The sequence below is a fragment of the Pseudomonas sp. xss_4 genome (assembly GCF_043104125.1).
GTDB classification, from domain to species: domain Bacteria; phylum Pseudomonadota; class Gammaproteobacteria; order Pseudomonadales; family Pseudomonadaceae; genus Aquipseudomonas; species Aquipseudomonas parafulva_B.
Genome location: NZ_JBICKJ010000071.1, coordinates 204,081 through 220,404, shown reverse-complemented (window position 1 = coordinate 220,404; position 16,324 = coordinate 204,081). Strand labels below are relative to the sequence as shown.

11 protein-coding genes and 1 pseudogene are annotated in these 16,324 nt (G+C 62.2%); 8 read left to right on the top strand and 4 right to left on the bottom strand.

Features of this window, described 5'->3' with window-relative positions; genetic code table 11:
- Nucleotides 1-27 precede the first annotated feature (27 nt).
- The 4 genes from ACF8GB_RS15900 to ACF8GB_RS15885 all read left to right on the top strand — a co-directional run bounded on the left by ACF8GB_RS15900 (nt 28) and on the right by ACF8GB_RS15885 (nt 6,484).
- The gene (locus ACF8GB_RS15900) at nt 28-1,197 is read left to right on the top strand and encodes an efflux RND transporter periplasmic adaptor subunit (protein ID WP_058603240.1); all 1,170 of its coding nucleotides are present in this window, start codon (nt 28-30) and stop codon (nt 1,195-1,197) included.
- 3 nt (nt 1,198-1,200) lie between these two features.
- Complete coding sequence (gene ttgB, locus ACF8GB_RS15895; protein WP_100850951.1) at nt 1,201-4,353, top strand: multidrug efflux RND transporter permease subunit TtgB; 3,153 nt, start codon at nt 1,201-1,203, stop codon at nt 4,351-4,353.
- Nucleotides 4,350-5,804, top strand: coding sequence for an AdeC/AdeK/OprM family multidrug efflux complex outer membrane factor (locus ACF8GB_RS15890; RefSeq protein WP_392475709.1), 1,455 nt, complete (start codon nt 4,350-4,352; stop codon nt 5,802-5,804). Before ttgB ends, ACF8GB_RS15890 begins: the two co-directional genes overlap by 4 nt.
- Nucleotides 5,805-5,962: 158 nt before the next feature.
- On the top strand, nt 5,963-6,484 hold the full coding sequence (locus ACF8GB_RS15885) for a DUF962 domain-containing protein (RefSeq protein WP_196126414.1): 522 nt from the start codon (nt 5,963-5,965) through the stop codon (nt 6,482-6,484).
- A 64-nt stretch (nt 6,485-6,548) separates the two neighbouring features.
- Here the strand turns inward: ACF8GB_RS15885 and ACF8GB_RS15880 are convergent, their stop codons facing one another.
- From ACF8GB_RS15880 to pcaR, 3 genes are all read right to left on the bottom strand, one after another.
- Nucleotides 6,549-7,838 (bottom strand): MFS family transporter, encoded by a 1,290-nt coding sequence (locus ACF8GB_RS15880; RefSeq protein ID WP_058637118.1) that lies wholly within the window; start codon nt 7,836-7,838, stop codon nt 6,549-6,551.
- 136 nt (nt 7,839-7,974) lie between these two features.
- Nucleotides 7,975-9,177, bottom strand: a complete 1,203-nt coding sequence (gene pcaF, locus ACF8GB_RS15875) for a 3-oxoadipyl-CoA thiolase (RefSeq protein ID WP_326383645.1) — start codon at nt 9,175-9,177, stop codon at nt 7,975-7,977.
- A gap of 191 nt (nt 9,178-9,368) precedes the next feature.
- A complete protein-coding gene (gene pcaR / locus ACF8GB_RS15870) occupies nt 9,369-10,244 on the bottom strand; it encodes a pca regulon transcriptional regulator PcaR (RefSeq protein WP_230375064.1) in 876 nt (291 codons plus the stop codon).
- Between the two features lie 429 nt (nt 10,245-10,673).
- On the opposite strand from pcaR, the gene ACF8GB_RS15865 reads away from it, so the two are divergent.
- Together ACF8GB_RS15865 and ACF8GB_RS15860 are read left to right on the top strand one after the other, a co-directional pair.
- Nucleotides 10,674-10,874 carry a hypothetical protein gene (locus ACF8GB_RS15865; protein WP_196141401.1) on the top strand — a complete coding sequence of 67 codons (201 nt, stop codon included), beginning with the start codon at nt 10,674-10,676 and terminating at the stop codon, nt 10,872-10,874.
- Between the two features lie 307 nt (nt 10,875-11,181).
- Entirely contained in the window at nt 11,182-12,654 is a 1,473-nt protein-coding gene (locus ACF8GB_RS15860; RefSeq protein WP_058603246.1) for an inorganic phosphate transporter, read from the top strand.
- A 66-nt stretch (nt 12,655-12,720) separates the two neighbouring features.
- On the opposite strand, the gene ACF8GB_RS15855 is transcribed toward ACF8GB_RS15860, so the two are convergent.
- Complete coding sequence (locus ACF8GB_RS15855) at nt 12,721-14,196, bottom strand: helicase HerA-like domain-containing protein (protein WP_326383644.1); 1,476 nt, start codon at nt 14,194-14,196, stop codon at nt 12,721-12,723.
- A 167-nt stretch (nt 14,197-14,363) separates the two neighbouring features.
- On the opposite strand from ACF8GB_RS15855, the pseudogene ACF8GB_RS15850 reads away from it, so the two are divergent.
- Together ACF8GB_RS15850 and ACF8GB_RS15845 are read left to right on the top strand one after the other, a co-directional pair.
- A pseudogene (locus ACF8GB_RS15850) lies at nt 14,364-15,380 on the top strand (cache domain-containing protein); the annotation flags it as partial.
- A 93-nt stretch (nt 15,381-15,473) separates the two neighbouring features.
- Nucleotides 15,474-16,238 (top strand): methyl-accepting chemotaxis protein, encoded by a 765-nt coding sequence (locus ACF8GB_RS15845; protein ID WP_392527317.1) that lies wholly within the window; start codon nt 15,474-15,476, stop codon nt 16,236-16,238.
- Nucleotides 16,239-16,324: the final 86 nt, after the last annotated feature.

Sequence of the window (16,324 nt, the reverse complement as noted above, 5' to 3'; positions counted from 1 at the left end):
CCCTGCTCCTGCGATCCGAGGATTCTCATGCAATTCAAGCCAGCCGTTACCGCCCTGGTTTCAGCCGTAGCCCTCGCAACCCTGCTCAGTGGCTGCAATAAAGAAGACCAAGCCGCGCAGCAGCAGCAACAGCAGCAGCAGGCGCCTCAAGTCGGTGTAGTGACCCTACAGCCGCAAGCCTTCACCTTGACCACCGAGCTGCCGGGCCGCACCAATGCCTACCGGATCGCCGAAGTTCGTCCACAGGTCAACGGGATCATCCTCAAGCGCCTGTTCAAGGAAGGCAGCGAGGTCAAGCAGGGCCAGCAGCTGTATCAGATCGACCCGGCCGTGTATGAAGCCAACCTGAGCAAGGCCCAGGCGGACCTGCAGGCTACCCGCTCTCTGGCTGATCGCTACAAGCAGCTAATCGAGGAGCAGGCGGTTTCCCGGCAGGAATACGACGACGCCAATGCCAAGCGCCTGCAAGCCGAGGCCTCGCTCAAGAGTGCGCAGATCGACCTGCGCTACACCAAGGTCCTGGCCCCCATCAGTGGCCGCATCGGTCGTTCGGCGGTAACCGAAGGTGCGCTGGTCAACAGCGGCCAGACCAATGCCATGGCCACCATCCAGCAACTGGACCCGATCTACGTGGACGTGACCCAATCCACCGCCGAGCTGCTCAAGCTGCGGCGCGAGCTGGAAAGCGGCCAACTGCAGCGCGCCGGCGACAACGCAGCGTCCGTGCAACTGGTGCTCGAAGACGGCACCCTGTACAAGCAGGAAGGCCGCCTGGAGTTCTCCGAAGTGGCCGTGGACGAAACCACCGGCTCGGTCACCCTGCGTGCCATTTTCCCCAACCCTGACCACACGTTGCTGCCTGGCATGTTCGTGCATGCACGGCTCAAGGCCGGCGTGAACGCCAACGCCATCCTGGCACCGCAGCAGGGCGTGACGCGCGACCTCAAGGGCGCCCCTACCGCGCTGGTGGTGAACAAGGACAACAAGGTCGAACTGCGCCAGCTCAAGGCCAGCCGGACCGTGGGCAGCGACTGGCTGATCGAGGAAGGCCTCAACCCAGGCGACCGCCTGATCACCGAAGGCTTGCAGTACGTGCGCCCAGGCGCCGAGGTCAAGGTCAGCGAAGCCACCAACGTCAAGAAGCCGGACAGCCCGAACCAGGGCAACGCAGCGAAAGCAGACGCCAAAGCGGAGTAAACCATGTCGAAGTTCTTTATTGATCGCCCGATCTTCGCCTGGGTGATCGCCTTGGTGATCATGCTGGTCGGCGCCTTGTCGATCCTGAAGTTGCCGATCAACCAGTACCCCAGCATTGCCCCACCGGCCATCGCCATTGCCGTGACCTACCCGGGCGCTTCGGCGCAAACCGTGCAGGACACCGTGGTGCAGGTGATCGAGCAGCAGCTCAACGGTATCGACAACCTGCGCTATGTGTCGTCGGAAAGTAACTCCGATGGCAGCATGACCATTACCGCCACCTTCGAGCAGGGTACCAACCCCGACACCGCCCAGGTTCAGGTGCAGAACAAGCTCAACCTGGCCACCCCCCTGCTGCCGCAGGAAGTGCAGCAACAGGGTATCCGCGTCACCAAGGCCGTGAAGAACTTCCTGATGGTGATCGGCCTGGTATCCGAAGACGGCAGCATGACCAAGGACGACCTGGCCAACTACATCGTCTCCAACATGCAGGACCCGATCTCGCGGACGGCCGGTGTGGGTGACTTCCAGGTGTTCGGCGCCCAGTACGCCATGCGCATCTGGCTCGATCCGGCCAAGTTGAACAAGTTCCAACTCACCCCGGTGGACGTCAAGACCGCCGTGGCAGCCCAGAACGTACAGGTGTCCTCCGGCCAGCTCGGCGGCCTGCCTGCCATGCCTGGGACGCAGCTCAACGCCACCATCATCGGCAAGACCCGCCTGCAGACTGCCGAGCAGTTCGAGAAGATCCTGCTCAAGGTCAACAACGATGGCTCCCAGGTCCGCCTGGGTGATGTCGCCCAGGTCAGCCTGGGCGGCGAGAACTACGCCGTCAGCGCCCAGTTCAACGGTAAGCCCGCCTCGGGCCTGGCCGTCAAGCTGGCCACGGGCGCCAACGCATTGGACACGGCCAAGGCCTTGCGCCAGACCATTGCCGACCTGGAGCCGTTCTTCCCGCCAGGGGTCAAGGCGGTATTCCCGTATGACACCACGCCGGTGGTCACCGAATCGATCAGCGGGGTTATCCATACCCTGATCGAAGCCGTCGTGCTGGTGTTCCTGGTGATGTACCTGTTCCTGCAGAACTTCCGCGCCACCGTCATCACCACCATGACCGTACCGGTGGTATTGCTGGGCACATTCGGCATCCTTGCCGCCGCTGGTTTCAGCATCAACACCCTGACCATGTTCGCCATGGTGCTGGCCATCGGCCTGCTGGTGGACGATGCCATCGTGGTGGTGGAAAACGTCGAGCGGGTGATGTCCGAAGAAGGGCTGCCACCCAAGGAGGCCACCAAGCGCTCCATGGAGCAGATCCAGGGCGCGCTGGTGGGTATCGCCCTGGTGTTGTCGGCCGTATTGCTGCCCATGGCGTTCTTCGGCGGCTCCACCGGTGTGATCTACCGTCAGTTCTCCATCACCATCGTCTCGGCCATGGGCCTGTCGGTGCTGGTGGCGCTGGTCTTCACCCCGGCGCTGTGCGCCACCATGCTCAAACCTTTGAAAAAGGGCCAGCACCATGAGGCCAAGGGCGGGTTCTTCGGTTGGTTCAACCGCAACTTCGATCGCACCGTCAACGGTTACGAGCGCAGCGTGGGGGCCATCCTGCGCAACAAGATTCCGTTCCTCTTGGCCTATGCCCTGATCGTGGCTGGCATGATTTTCCTGTTCACCCGCATTCCGACTGCGTTCCTGCCCGAGGAAGACCAGGGTGTACTGTTTGCCCAGGTCCAGACGCCGGCCGGTTCCAGTGCCGAGCGTACCCAGGCTGTGGTCGACCAGATGCGCGAATACCTGCTCAAGGACGAAGCCGACACGGTGTCCTCGGTGTTCACCGTCAACGGCTTCAACTTCGCCGGCCGCGGCCAGAGCTCGGGCATGGCGTTCATCATGCTCAAGCCCTGGGGTGAGCGTACGGCGGAAAATAGCGTATTCGGTCTCGCTCAGCGGGCGCAGCAGCACTTCTTCAGCTTCCGCGACGCCATGGTCTTCGCGTTCGCCCCGCCAGCGGTGCTCGAGCTGGGTAACGCCACCGGCTTCGACGTATTCCTGCAAGACCGCGGCGGTGTCGGCCATGCCAAGCTGATGGAGGCTCGCAACCAGTTCCTGGCCAAGGCTTCGCAGAGCAAGGTGCTCAGCGGTGTACGCCCCAACGGCCTGAACGACGAGCCGCAGTACCAGCTGACCATCGATGACGAGCGTGCCAGCGCCCTGGGCGTGACCATCTCGGACATCAACAACACCCTGTCGATTGCCTTCGGTGCCAGCTACGTCAACGACTTCATCGACCGCGGCCGGGTCAAGAAGGTCTACATCCAGGGCGAAGCCAATGCCCGGATGAGCCCGGAAGACCTGCAGAAGTGGTATGTGCGCAACGCCGACGGCGAAATGGTGCCGTTCTCGTCCTTCGCCAAAGGTGAATGGACCTACGGCTCGCCCAAGCTTTCGCGTTACAACGGCGTGGAAGCCATGGAAATCCTCGGTGCCCCTGCACCTGGCTACAGTACCGGTGAGGCCATGGCCGAGGTCGAGCGCATCGCGGGTGAACTGCCAAGCGGCGTAGGGTTCTCCTGGACGGGCATGTCCTACGAGGAGAAGCTCTCCGGTTCGCAAATGCCGGCCCTGTTCGCCCTGTCGCTGCTGTTCGTGTTCCTGTGCCTGGCAGCGCTGTACGAAAGCTGGTCGATCCCGATCGCCGTGGTGCTGGTGGTGCCACTGGGCATCATTGGTGCGTTGATCGCTACCAGCCTGCGCGGGCTGTCCAATGACGTGTACTTCCTGGTCGGCCTTTTGACCACCATCGGCCTGGCGGCCAAGAACGCCATTCTGATCGTCGAGTTCGCCAAGGAATTGCACGAGCAGGGCCGCAGCCTGTACGACGCGGCGATCGAGGCGTGCCGCATGCGTTTGCGTCCGATCATCATGACCTCGCTGGCCTTCATCCTCGGCGTGGTACCGTTGACCATCGCCAGCGGCGCCGGCGCCGGCAGCCAGCACGCCATTGGTACCGGCGTGATCGGCGGCATGATCAGTGCGACCGTACTGGCCATCTTCTGGGTACCGTTGTTCTTCGTCGCAGTGTCGTCGCTGTTCGGCAGCAAAGAGCCGAAAAAAGATGACACCCCTGAAACTCCACGTTATGAGGCTGGGCAATGACCAAGTCTTTGTTGTCCCTGGCAGTCACCGCTTTGATTCTCGGCGGCTGCTCGCTGATCCCCGACTACCAGACCCCGGAAGCACCGGTGGCTGCCCAGTGGCCGCAAGGCCCGGCCTACTCGCCTACCCAATCGGCGGACGTCGCTGCCGCCGAACAGGGCTGGCGGCAGTTCTTCAACGACCCGGCGCTGCAGCAACTGATCCAGACCGCACTGGTCAACAACCGGGACCTGCGCGTCGCGGCGCTGAACATCGACGCCTACCGCGCTCAGTACCGCATCCAGCGTGCGGACCTGTTCCCGGCGGTATCGGCCAACGGCAGCGGCAGCCGCCAGCGCATCCCGGCGAACATGTCGCAGACGGGCCAGTCGGACATCACCAGCCAGTATTCGGCGACCCTGGGCGTCAGTGCCTATGAACTCGACCTGTTCGGCCGCGTGCGCAGCCTGTCGGAGCAGGCGCTGGAGACCTACCTGTCCAGCGAGCAGGCGCGTCGCTCCACCCAGATCAGCCTGGTAGCGAGCGTGGCAAACGCCTACTACACCTGGCAGGCCGACCAGGCGCTGTTCAAGCTGACCGAGGAAACCCTGAAGAACTATCAGGAAAGCTACAACCTCACCCGCCGCAGCAACGAGGTGGGCGTGGCGTCGGCGCTGGACCTGAGCCAGGCCCGCACGGCTGTCGAAGGTGCCCGGGTCAAGTACTCGCAGTACCAGCGCCTGGTTGCCCAGGACGTGAACAGCCTGACCGTCCTGCTGGGTACCAGCATCCCCACCAACCTGCCTGAGCCGCTGCGCCTGGATGCCGATCAGCTGGCCGAGGTACCGGCGGGCTTGCCGTCGGACCTGTTGCAGCGCCGCCCTGACATCCAGGAGGCCGAGCACCTGCTCAAGGCGGCCAACGCCAACATCGGCGCTGCCCGCGCGGCCTTCTTCCCCAGCATCAGCCTCACGGCCAATGCAGGCACCTTGAGCACTGACATGGACGGGCTGTTCAAGGGGGGGTCGGGCACCTGGCTGTTCCAGCCGCAGATCAACCTGCCGATCTTCACCGCCGGGAGCCTGAAAGCGAGCCTGGATTACGCCAAAATCCAGAAGGACATCAACGTCGCCCGCTACGAGAAGTCCATTCAAACTGCGTTCCAGGAAGTGTCCGACGGGCTGGCCGCGCGCAAGACCTTCGAGGAGCAATTGCAGGCCCAGCAAGACCTGGTGCAAGCCAACCAGGACTACTACCGCCTGGCCGAGCGTCGTTACCGTATCGGCATCGACAGCAACCTGACCTTCCTCGACGCCCAGCGCAACCTGTTCAGTGCGCAGCAGGCGCTGATCGGTGACCGCCTTTCGCAGTTGACCAGCGAGGTCAACCTGTACAAGGCGCTCGGTGGTGGCTGGTACGAGCGCACCGGACAGGCCAGCCAACAGGCTTCGGTACAGACGCCCCGCGGCTGATACCCGCCCGCTTGCTCACCACCGGCCAGGCCCCAACAGACGCGGTGGGTGGTGAGCAATGCGCGGCCTTGGCATTCGCCAGGCTGATGATGATGGTGACCACAGCTATCCTGAGCTATATCGGGCACACCCCGGCAAGCCCACCAGGAGGCAGCACCATGAACACCCTCGCCGAGCACCTGATCCGTTACGCGGGCTATCACCGCGACCCACGCAATATCGTCACCCATTTCGTCGGCATACCCTTGATCGTCCTGTCCGTGGCCATTCTGTTGTCGCGGCCAGGCGTGTCCCTGGGCGGCATCTGGTTATCCCCTGCCCTGTTTGTCTCGGCGGCGGCTACCTGGTTCTACCTGCGTCTTGAGCTTCGCTTCGGGCTGGTGATGGGCGTCCTGCTGGGCCTGTGTCTGTGGCTGGGTCACCTGCTGGCGGTGCAGACCACGGCGCTGTGGCTGTCGATAGGCGTGGGGGCGTTCGTGGTGGGCTGGATCATTCAGTTCGTCGGTCACCACTACGAGGGGCGCAAGCCAGCGTTCGTCGATGACATCAGCGGCTTGATCATCGGGCCGCTGTTCGTGGTGGCCGAGGCGGCGTTCCTGATGGGCCTGTGCCCTTCGCTCAAGCGTCAGGTCGAGCGCGCCGCCGGCCCCGTGGCGGTGCGTAAGGCCATGCGACACTGACATCGCCGGCAGGCCGTCCCGTTACAGCAGACGGCCCACCGAGCCTGACGTCCTGTGTCGGCCCTCAATGATCGTGGTGCAGGTACTTGGCTTGTTTTGGCAAGCGCAGGCTGAACAGGAAGGCAACGGCCATCATTGCCGTCACGTACCAGTAGAACGTGTTCTCCATGCCCAGGGTTTTGAGGCCCAAAGCCACGTACTCCGCTGACCCGCCAAACATGGCGTTGGCCACCGCATACGCAAGCCCCACGCCCAATGCCCGTACCTGGGGTGGGAACATCTCGGCCTTCACCAGGCCGCTGATGGAGGTGTAGAAGCTGACGATGCACAGCGCCAGGCTCACCAGCACGAACGCCATGAATGGGCTGCTGACCGTCTTGAGCGCCATGAGCAATGGCACCGTGAACACCGTGCCCAGCGCGCCGAACAGCAGCATGGAGTTGCGCCGGCCAATGCGGTCGGACAACATGCCGAACAACGGCTGCATCACCATGAACAGGAACAGCGCCCCAGTCATTGCGTAGCTGGCGTGCTTGGCGGTCATGCCGGCCGTGTTGACCAGGTACTTCTGCATGTAGGTGGTAAAGGTGTAGAAGATCAGCGAGCCGCCGGCGGTATAGCCCAGCACCGTGATGAAGGCCGCCAGGTGATTGCCGAACAGACCGCGAATACTCCCGGCGTCCTTGTCCTGGCGCGTCTCTGCGCTGCTGGTTTCGTGCAGCGAGCGGCGCAGCATCAAGGAGATAACGGCAGCGACCGCACCGACCACGAAAGGAATTCGCCAGCCCCAGGCGCGCAGCTCGTCTTCGGTCAGTAACTGCTGCAGGATCACCACCACCAATACTGCCAGCAACTGGCCGCCAATCAAGGTCACGTACTGGAACGATGCAAAGAAGCCCCGCTGGCCACGCAGGGCCACTTCGCTCATGTAGGTCGCCGTGGTGCCATATTCGCCACCCACCGACAGGCCTTGAATCAAGCGCGCCAGCAGCAGCAATGCCGGGGCCCAGGTACCGATGCTGGCGTAGGTGGGCAAGCACGCGATGGCCAAGGACCCGAAGCACATCATCAGTACCGAGATCATCAGCGAGTTCTTGCGACCGTGGCGGTCGGCCAGGCGCCCAAAGATCCAGCCGCCGATAGGCCGCATCAGAAAGCCTGCGGCAAACACGCCGGCGGTGTTGAGCAGTTGCACGGTCGGATCATCGGAGGGGAAGAACGCCGGGGCAAAATAAATGGCGCAGAAGGCGTAGACATAGAAGTCGAACCATTCCACCAGGTTGCCTGAAGAGGCGCCGACGATGGCGAAGATGCGTTTGCTACGCTCCTCGCCGGTGTAGTGAGGGGTGGTCATGTCAGTCGTGCTCCTGGAGGATACAAGGTAAGTCTAGACATACCTGGTTACACAGTCGTTCCGCGTGGTGTGCAATCCGGCGCAGCGAGGCGGTGGAGGCTGCCCTGATCCCTGAGGCACCTGCGGGCTGGTTTCGTCAAAGGCGTTCAATTGCCAGCGCCAGCCCTTGGCCGACACCTACGCACATCGTGGCCAAGCCTTTGCGCCCGCCTGTGCGCTCAAGGTGGTGCAGCGCCGTCAGCACCAGGCGCGCACCGCTCATGCCCAATGGGTGGCCCAGGGCGATGGCCCCGCCGTTGGGGTTGACCTGGGGCGCATCGTCCGCCACCTCCAGCCCGCGAAGAACAGCCAGCCCTTGGCTGGCGAAGGCTTCGTTGAGTTCGATGACATCGAAGGCGCTGATGGAAATGCCCAGTCGCTCGATCAGCTTGCCCACCGCAGGCACCGGCCCGATGCCCATGACCCGCGGGGCTACCCCCGCACTGGCCATGCCCAGCACCTTGGCGCGAGCGGTCAGGCCATGGGTGTGCACGGCCTCGGCAGATGCCAGGATCATCGCTGCCGCGCCATCGTTGACCCCCGATGCATTGCCCGCCGTGACCGTTTTGCCCACGCCATTGACGGGGTTGAGCTTGGCCAAGGCCTCAAGGGTGGTATTGGGCCGCAAGTGCTCATCATGCTCTACCCAGGTCTCACCCTTTTTATGCGCGATGCACACCGGCACGATTTCCTCGGCGAAGAACCCGGCAGCTTGCGCCGCTGCGGCCTTGTGCTGACTGCGCAAGGCAAACGCATCCTGGTCGGCGCGGGAGATACCGTGGTCGTCAGCCACGTTGTCGGCCGTTTGCGGCATGGCATCCACACCGTATTGCGCTTTCATGAGCGGGTTGACGAAACGCCAGCCAATGGTGGTGTCTTCAAGTTGCATGCTGCGTGAATAAGCGCTTTGTGCCTTGCCCATGACAAATGGCGCACGCGACATCGACTCCACGCCGCCCGCGATGGCCAGCTCCATCTCGCCGCAGGCGATGGCGCGGAACGCCGCGCCAACGGCCTCCATGCCTGAAGCGCACAAGCGGTTGAGGGTGACGCCTGGCACGCATTCCGGCAGCCCGGCCAGCAGCAGCGCCATGCGCGCCACGTTCCGGTTGTCTTCGCCGGCCTGGTTGGCACAGCCGAAAAACACCTCGTCCAGTTGCGTCCAGTGCACACCGGGGTTGCGCGCGATCAGCGCCTTGAGTGGTACCGCCGCCAGATCGTCAGCCCGTATGCCGGCCAAGGCACCGCCGAATCGGCCAATGGGCGTACGAACGGCATCACAGATATACACCTCGCGCATCTTGCCTCTCCTGCAATGGCCATGGGCGCCGGGGACAGAGGCACAATCGGTTACTGCAACTGTCCGCCGAATGGGCATCAGGTTAGGGACAAAGGCGGATCCACCACAATTGGCTCAAGGCTGAAATGGGCGATTATCGAACGCTTTTGTCAGGCAGGCTGGGCTGATGATCCGCAGGCAAGCATGCGTTCTCAACCAAACAGCTGATGGCTCAACTCCTGGCTAGCCTCCAGCAGAACAGGAAGAAACCGTTGTTCCAGTTCACTGCGCGGCACACGCCCGACGTGAGTACTGACGTTCAACGCCGCCAGCACCTGGCCTGAGGCGTCGTAGACGGGCACGGCAACCGAGCGCAGCCCCTGTTCGAGTTCCTGGTCGACCACGCACCATCCCTGGCTACGCACTTGCTCGATGCAGGCGAACAGCGACGGGGCGTCGTGCAGGGTACGGCTGGTGCGCGCCTTGAGGTCGGCGCGGTCGAAGTATTCGCGCAGGCTGGTGTCGTCCATGGCCGCCAGGAGGATGCGGCCCATGGACGTGCAATACGCCGGGAGGCGCCCACCGACAGACAAGTCCACCGAGATCAGGCGCTCTACTGTCGCCGAGCGGGCGATGTACAGAATATCGTCCCCTTCGAGGGTCGCCATGTTGGCCGCTTCGTGCAACTGGTCGCTGATTCGGTCCAGGTAAGGCTGCGCGGAAATGGCCAGGGGTGTCGATGACAGGTACGCATGGCCGAGCGTAAGCACTTTGGGCAGTAAGGAGTAGGTACGCCCGTCGGTGGTCGCGTACCCCAGCTTCATCAGGGTATGCAGGCACCGGCGCACGGCTGCCCGGGGGATTTCAGTGCGGTGGCTGATTTGCGCGATGGTCAGGTGCCGCTTGCGTTCCTGAAATGCCTGGATGACGGCAAGCCCGCGCGCTAAGGAGGTCATGAAGTCAGGATCGCCGGTGAACGCCTGAATGCGCTTGGCCGGTGATGCCACGATCGGCGGGGCCAGGGCTGGCGCCGGGCTGCGCGCTGTTTCGGGCAGGCCACCGTCACGGGCTGTTTTAACGTCCTTCATCGCACACCTCAAAAAAATCGCCGACTTGTGCGATTATCGAACAACCGGCCGATAATCGCAATTGACCGGCGACACGTTTGCTTATACCTTTCCAGTGCCACTTGTGGCTTCTTTGGAGAGACTGGTCAGGTACCCACCGTAGAAGTCCCAGGCAACGGCCCTGCCAATTGGTGGGGCCGTTTTGTTTGTGCGACTCGCATCGTTGGGTATCGAACTTTCATACGTTGAGGTTTTCTTAATTTCGACATGTGTTTGATTGCCCATCGCGCCAATCCCATCGCGCTAGCCTTGTTCGCGTGTTGATATACTCCGATCGTCTTGTTGGACGACTCGCCGATGTAGATCCCGCTGGCATGTTAACGTGTCGATACCGCATAACGGTTACGCCGACAGGGCGGTCCCCTTTTCAAATCAATTCAGGTACTGCATGTGACAAAAGAAGAATTGCGCGCAGAACTCGAGCGCCAGGCCGAGCGTTTCAAGGATGTGTATGGCGGCGAAGTGACCACCTATGCGGCGCAGCCGGAACCGGAACGCAAACCATGGCGTAAACGTGCCAATATGCGCGACCAGGCATTCAGTCAGGAGCTGGAACGCATGGAGAAGGAATTGCGCAGCGCCGCACCCTGAGTGCTTTGCCCAGTCGTCAAGTTGCGCAAGGGGTGCCCAAAGCGCCTGACTGCTCTGGCGCAGTGGTTGTAACGGAATTTCACAAATTTCATACAGCCGTTTAAAACGACAAAGGCATCACCTTTTCGCGTATTTTGTTGATTTTTCGCTGACGTTGAATGCATTTGCCTTAGATGATGCCGGCCCACCTGCGGCTGCGAATGGCGTTTTCTGACCTGCGCGACATGATCAGCGGCTGCGGTGGGTGCATCGATTGCCAACGTTTTCTGGCATAATCCGGCCCCCCTACGACCGCCAGACAACCTTCATGATCGATTTATTCAGCGGACTGGATGCCTGGGTATTGGTGAGCCTGCTGCTCGCCTTGACCTTCGTGCTCGCCTTCGAGTTCATCAATGGCTTTCATGACACCGCCAACGCGGTAGCCACCGTCATCTACACCAAAGCCATGCCGCCACACCTGGCCGTGTTCTTCTCCGGCGTGTTCAACTTCCTTGGCGTTCTGCTGGGTGGGGTCGGGGTGGCTTACGCCATCGTGCACCTGCTACCGGTAGAGTTGCTGATCAATGTGAACACCGGGCATGGCCTGGCCATGGTCTTCTCGCTGCTGGCCGCGGCCATTACCTGGAACCTGGGCACCTGGTACTTCGGTATTCCTGCGTCCAGCTCGCACACCCTGATCGGCTCGATCCTGGGGGTGGGCCTGGCCAACGCGCTCATCAACGGCATTCCGCTGGGTGACGGCGTCAATTGGCAGAAAGCCATCGATATCGCCATGTCCCTGGTGGTTTCGCCGATTGCCGGGTTTGCCGTGGCTGCGCTGGTCCTGCTTGGCCTGAAATGGTGGCGCCCGCTGTCGAAGATGCACAAGACGCCTGAACAACGCCGCAAACTGGACGACAAGAAGCACCCGCCGTTCTGGAATCGCCTGGTGCTGGTGATTTCGGCCATGGGCGTGAGCTTCGTGCACGGCTCCAATGACGGTCAGAAAGGCATTGGCCTGATCATGCTGGTATTGATCGGCATCGTACCGGCCAAGTTCGTGCTCGACCTGAACAGCACCACCTACCAGATCGAACGCACCCGTGATGCCACGTTGCACATGAGCCAGTTCTACGAGCGCAACGCTGCCACGCTGGGTGAATTCCTGGCGCTGGGCAAGGCCAAGGCCAGTGACCTGCCTGAGCAGTTCAGCTGCAATCCGCAGCAGACCGAGCCGACCATCGCCGCGCTGCAATCCTCGCTGCAGGGCGTGACCGACTACCGGGCCCTGGACGCGGACAAGCGTGTCGAAGTACGCCGTTACCTGCTGTGCCTGGACGACACCGCGAAGAAGGTTGGCAAGCTGCCAGGCCTGGACGCGCGTGAAAAGTCCGACCTTGAAAAGCTGCGCAAGGACCTGACCGCCACCACTGAGTACGCCCCGTTCTGGGTGATCGTGGCCGTTGCCCTGGCCCTGGGCCTGGGCACCATGGTTGGCTGGCGCCGCGTGGTGTTGACCGTCGGCGAGAAGATCGGCAAGCAGGGCATGACTTACGCCCAGGGCATGTCGGCGCAGATCACCGCGGCCTGCGCCATTGGCATGGCCAACGTGTTTGCGCTGCCGGTTTCCACCACGCATGTACTGTCTTCCGGCGTTGCCGGCACCATGGTCGCCAACAAAAGCGGCCTGCAGGGCGGCACGGTGAAGACCATCCTGATGGCTTGGGTGCTAACCCTGCCTGCCTCGATGGGTCTTGCAGCCGGCCTGTTCTGGTTGGCGTCCAAGGCAATCGGCTGACCTCAGCCCGTATAAGAAGGCGCCGTAGGGCGCCTTTTTTATGGGCGATGGCTTCACACCGCGCAGCTACTTCTTCTTCCCGCCCAGCAACGAGCCCATCAGCCCGCGCACCAGCTGCCGCCCCAGTTGATTGGCAGCCTGACGCACCGCCGACTTGATCGCCTGCCCGGCCGCGCCTTGCAGGAATTCGCCCGCCTTTTCGGCAAAACTGCTGTCATCGGCCTTGGGTTGCGGCGCGGGCTCCACCGCTTCGCCTTTGCGCTGGTTGAGCCTTTCGTAAGCCGAGTCCCGGTCTATGGGTTTGTCATAACGGCCAACCAAGGGTGAACGCGCAATCAGCGCACTGCGTTCAGACTCACTCAACGGGCCGATACGCGATTGCGGGGGCGCAATCAGCACCCGCTGCACCCTGGCAGGTGTTCCCTTGTCCTCAAGCGTGCCGACCAAGGCCTCCCCGATACCCAGTTCGGTCAGCGAAGACAACGCATCGAATGAAGGGTTGGGGCGAAAGCCCTCAGCTACGGCACGCAACGCCTTCTGCTCCTTGGCCGTATAAGCCCGCAGGCCATGCTGGATTCGCAAACCCAGTTGGGCCAGGACTGCATCGGGTAGATCCGCTGGGGACTGGGTGACGAAATACACCCCTACCCCCTTTGAGCGAATCAGCCGCACCACCTGCTCCAGGCGGTCCTGCAATGCCTTGGGGGTGTCCTTGAACAGCAGGTGCGCTTCATCGAAGAACAACGCCAGCACCGGTTTTTCGGCATCGCCACGCTCGGGCAGTTGCTCGAACAGTTCGGCCAGCAGCCACAGCAGAAACGTGGCATAGACCTTGGGTGCCTCATGCACCAGTCGGCTGGCGTCGAGCAAATGGATGCGCCCTCGCCCATCCGGGTCGGGCCGTAGAATGTCCTCGAGCTGCAATGCCGGTTCACCGAACAACGCCTCTGCCCCCTGTTGCTCCAGGGTGGCCAGCCTGCGCAGCAACGCCTGAACGGACGCGCCGGTCACCAGCGCACTGTCTTCGCCCAACACCTGCGGGTTGTCCTTCAAGTGGCCAAGCAGCGCTTTGAGGTCCTTGAGGTCCAGCAACAGCAGGCCTTCGCGATCAGCCACCTTGAAACTGGCATATAGCGCTGACTGTTGGCTATCGGTGAGCTCAAGCAGGTTGCCCAGCAGCAAAGGCCCCATTTCGCTGATCGTGGTACGCAACGGATGACCCGACTGGCCCGCGATGTCCCACACGCTCACCGGATAGGCCTGTGGCTGGTGGCGCAACCAAGGCATCCCGGCGATGCGCTCGGCCACCTTGCCCTCAGGCGCGCCTTTGGCGCCCAGCCCACACAGGTCGCCCTTGACGTCGGCCGCGAACACCGCCACCCCGGCATCGCTGAACGCTTCGGCCAAGTGTTGCAGGGTCACGGTCTTGCCGGTACCGGTGGCCCCTGCCACCAGCCCGTGCCGGTTGGCAAGCCGCATCGCCTGCCCTACGGGCTGGCCATCAGGGCTCGATCCTACAACGATAAATGAAGATTCCGACATCTCTTTAATCCTCTGCTCAAGCTTTGTCTTACTCCGGCCGATACCTCTGGGTGATATTCGCCTTACTCAGAGAGAACAACCGAAAAAGGACTTTTCGGGATGTTGCACTGGCTGGGCCCTACAGCTGCGAACGCCTGATACAAAACCTTAGCGGACCCGATGATTTCATGAACAAAAGCCTTCGTTTCAGCCACAAGATTCTGCTGGCAGCATCACTGATCGTGATCCTCGCATTCAGCCTGTTCACCCTCTACAACGATTATCTGCAGCGTAATGCGATTCGCGAGGACCTTCAGGACTACCTGACTGAGATGGGCGCTTCCACTTCGACCAACATCCGCAGTTTGTTCGAGGGGCGTATCAAACTGGTCGAAAACCTGGCGCAGAATATTGCCCAGCAACCGGCCAACGCTGAAACCCTGATGGGCCAGCAGGCGCTGACATCGAGTTTCCTAACCGTCTACCTGGGCAGGGTCGATGGCAGCTTCAGCGTACGCCCGGATGCAAAGATGCCTGACGGCTACGACCCCCGCACACGCCCTTGGTACAAGGATGGCATGAGTGCCAGCGGCACCCTGCTGACCGAACCCTACATCGACATGACCACCAACAAGATGGTCATCGGCATCCTCGACAAGGTGGCCGATTCGGTGGGCGTGGTCGGGGGTGACCTGGCACTGGACGGCCTGGCGCAAATCATCAACTCGCTGAATTTCGGCGGCATGGGCTATGCGTTCCTGGTAAATGACCAAGGCAAGATCCTGGTCCATCCGGATCAAGGCCTGGTGATGAAATCATTGTCAGACCTGTTCCCCGAGCGCACACCAAAGCTCACGTCCGAGCTCACCGAAGTGCAAAGTGACGGCCAGGCCCGCCTGCTGACGTTCACACCGGTGACCGGCTTGCCTTCGGCCAACTGGTACATCGGCCTGTCGTTGGACAAGGACAAGGCCTTCGCGATGCTCAGCACATTCCGCACCTCCGCCGTGATTGCCACCGTGGTGGCCGTGGTGATCATCATCGCCCTGCTGGGGCTGCTGATCCGTGTGCTGATGCAGCCGCTGCACACCATGACACGGGCCATGGAGGACATCGCCGAGGGTGAAGGCGACCTTACCAAGCGCCTGCGCATCCACCACCACGACGAGTTCGGCATCCTGGGCAACGCCTTCAACCGCTTCGTCGAGCGTATCCACGGCTCGATCCGTGAAGTGTCCTCGGCCACCGAGCAGGTGAACGAAGTCGCGTTGCGTGTCATCAGTGCGTCCAACTCGTCGATGGCCAATTCCGACGAACAGTCCAACCGCACCAACAGCGTGGCGGCCGCCATTAACGAGCTGGGCGCTGCCGCCCAGGAGATCGCCGGCAACGCGGCGCAGGCGTCCCAGCACGCAAGCTCTGCAAGGCGCCTGGCAGAAGAAGGCCAGCAGGTGGTCGATCGCAACATCGCCGCCATGAACCGTCTTTCCGACTTGATCGTAACGTCCAGCGCCCACATCGAGACGCTCAACAGCAAGACCGTCAACATCGGCCAGATTCTCGAAGTGATCACCAGCATCTCCCAGCAGACCAACCTGCTGGCGCTCAACGCCGCCATCGAGGCCGCGCGCGCCGGTGAAGCAGGTCGTGGTTTCGCAGTGGTGGCCGACGAGGTGCGCAACCTGGCCCATCGCACCCAGGAATCCGCGCAGCAGGTCCAGGGCATGATCGAGGAGCTGCAAGTGGGTGCCCGCGAGTCGGTCGAAACCATGGACCAGAGCCAGCGTCACAGCCTGGACAGCGTGCAGATCGCCAACCAGGCAGGTGAGCGGCTGGACAGTGTCACCGTGCGCATTGGCGAAATCGATGGCATGAACCAGTCCGTGGCCACGGCCACCGAAGAGCAGACGGCCGTGGTCGAAGCCATCAACATGGATATCAACGAAATCAACATGCTCAACCAGGAAGGCGTGGAAAACCTGCAGGCGACGCTGCGTGCCTGTTCTGACCTGGAGCAGCAGGCCAGCCGCCTGAAACACCTGGTCGGCACCTTCCGTATCTGAAGCCGGCCCAGCCCCGGCACCGACCCACCGAGCGCTATCGCCTAGCGCTCGGCTGCCGGGCGGCCAACCGCACAAGCTGATCGAAC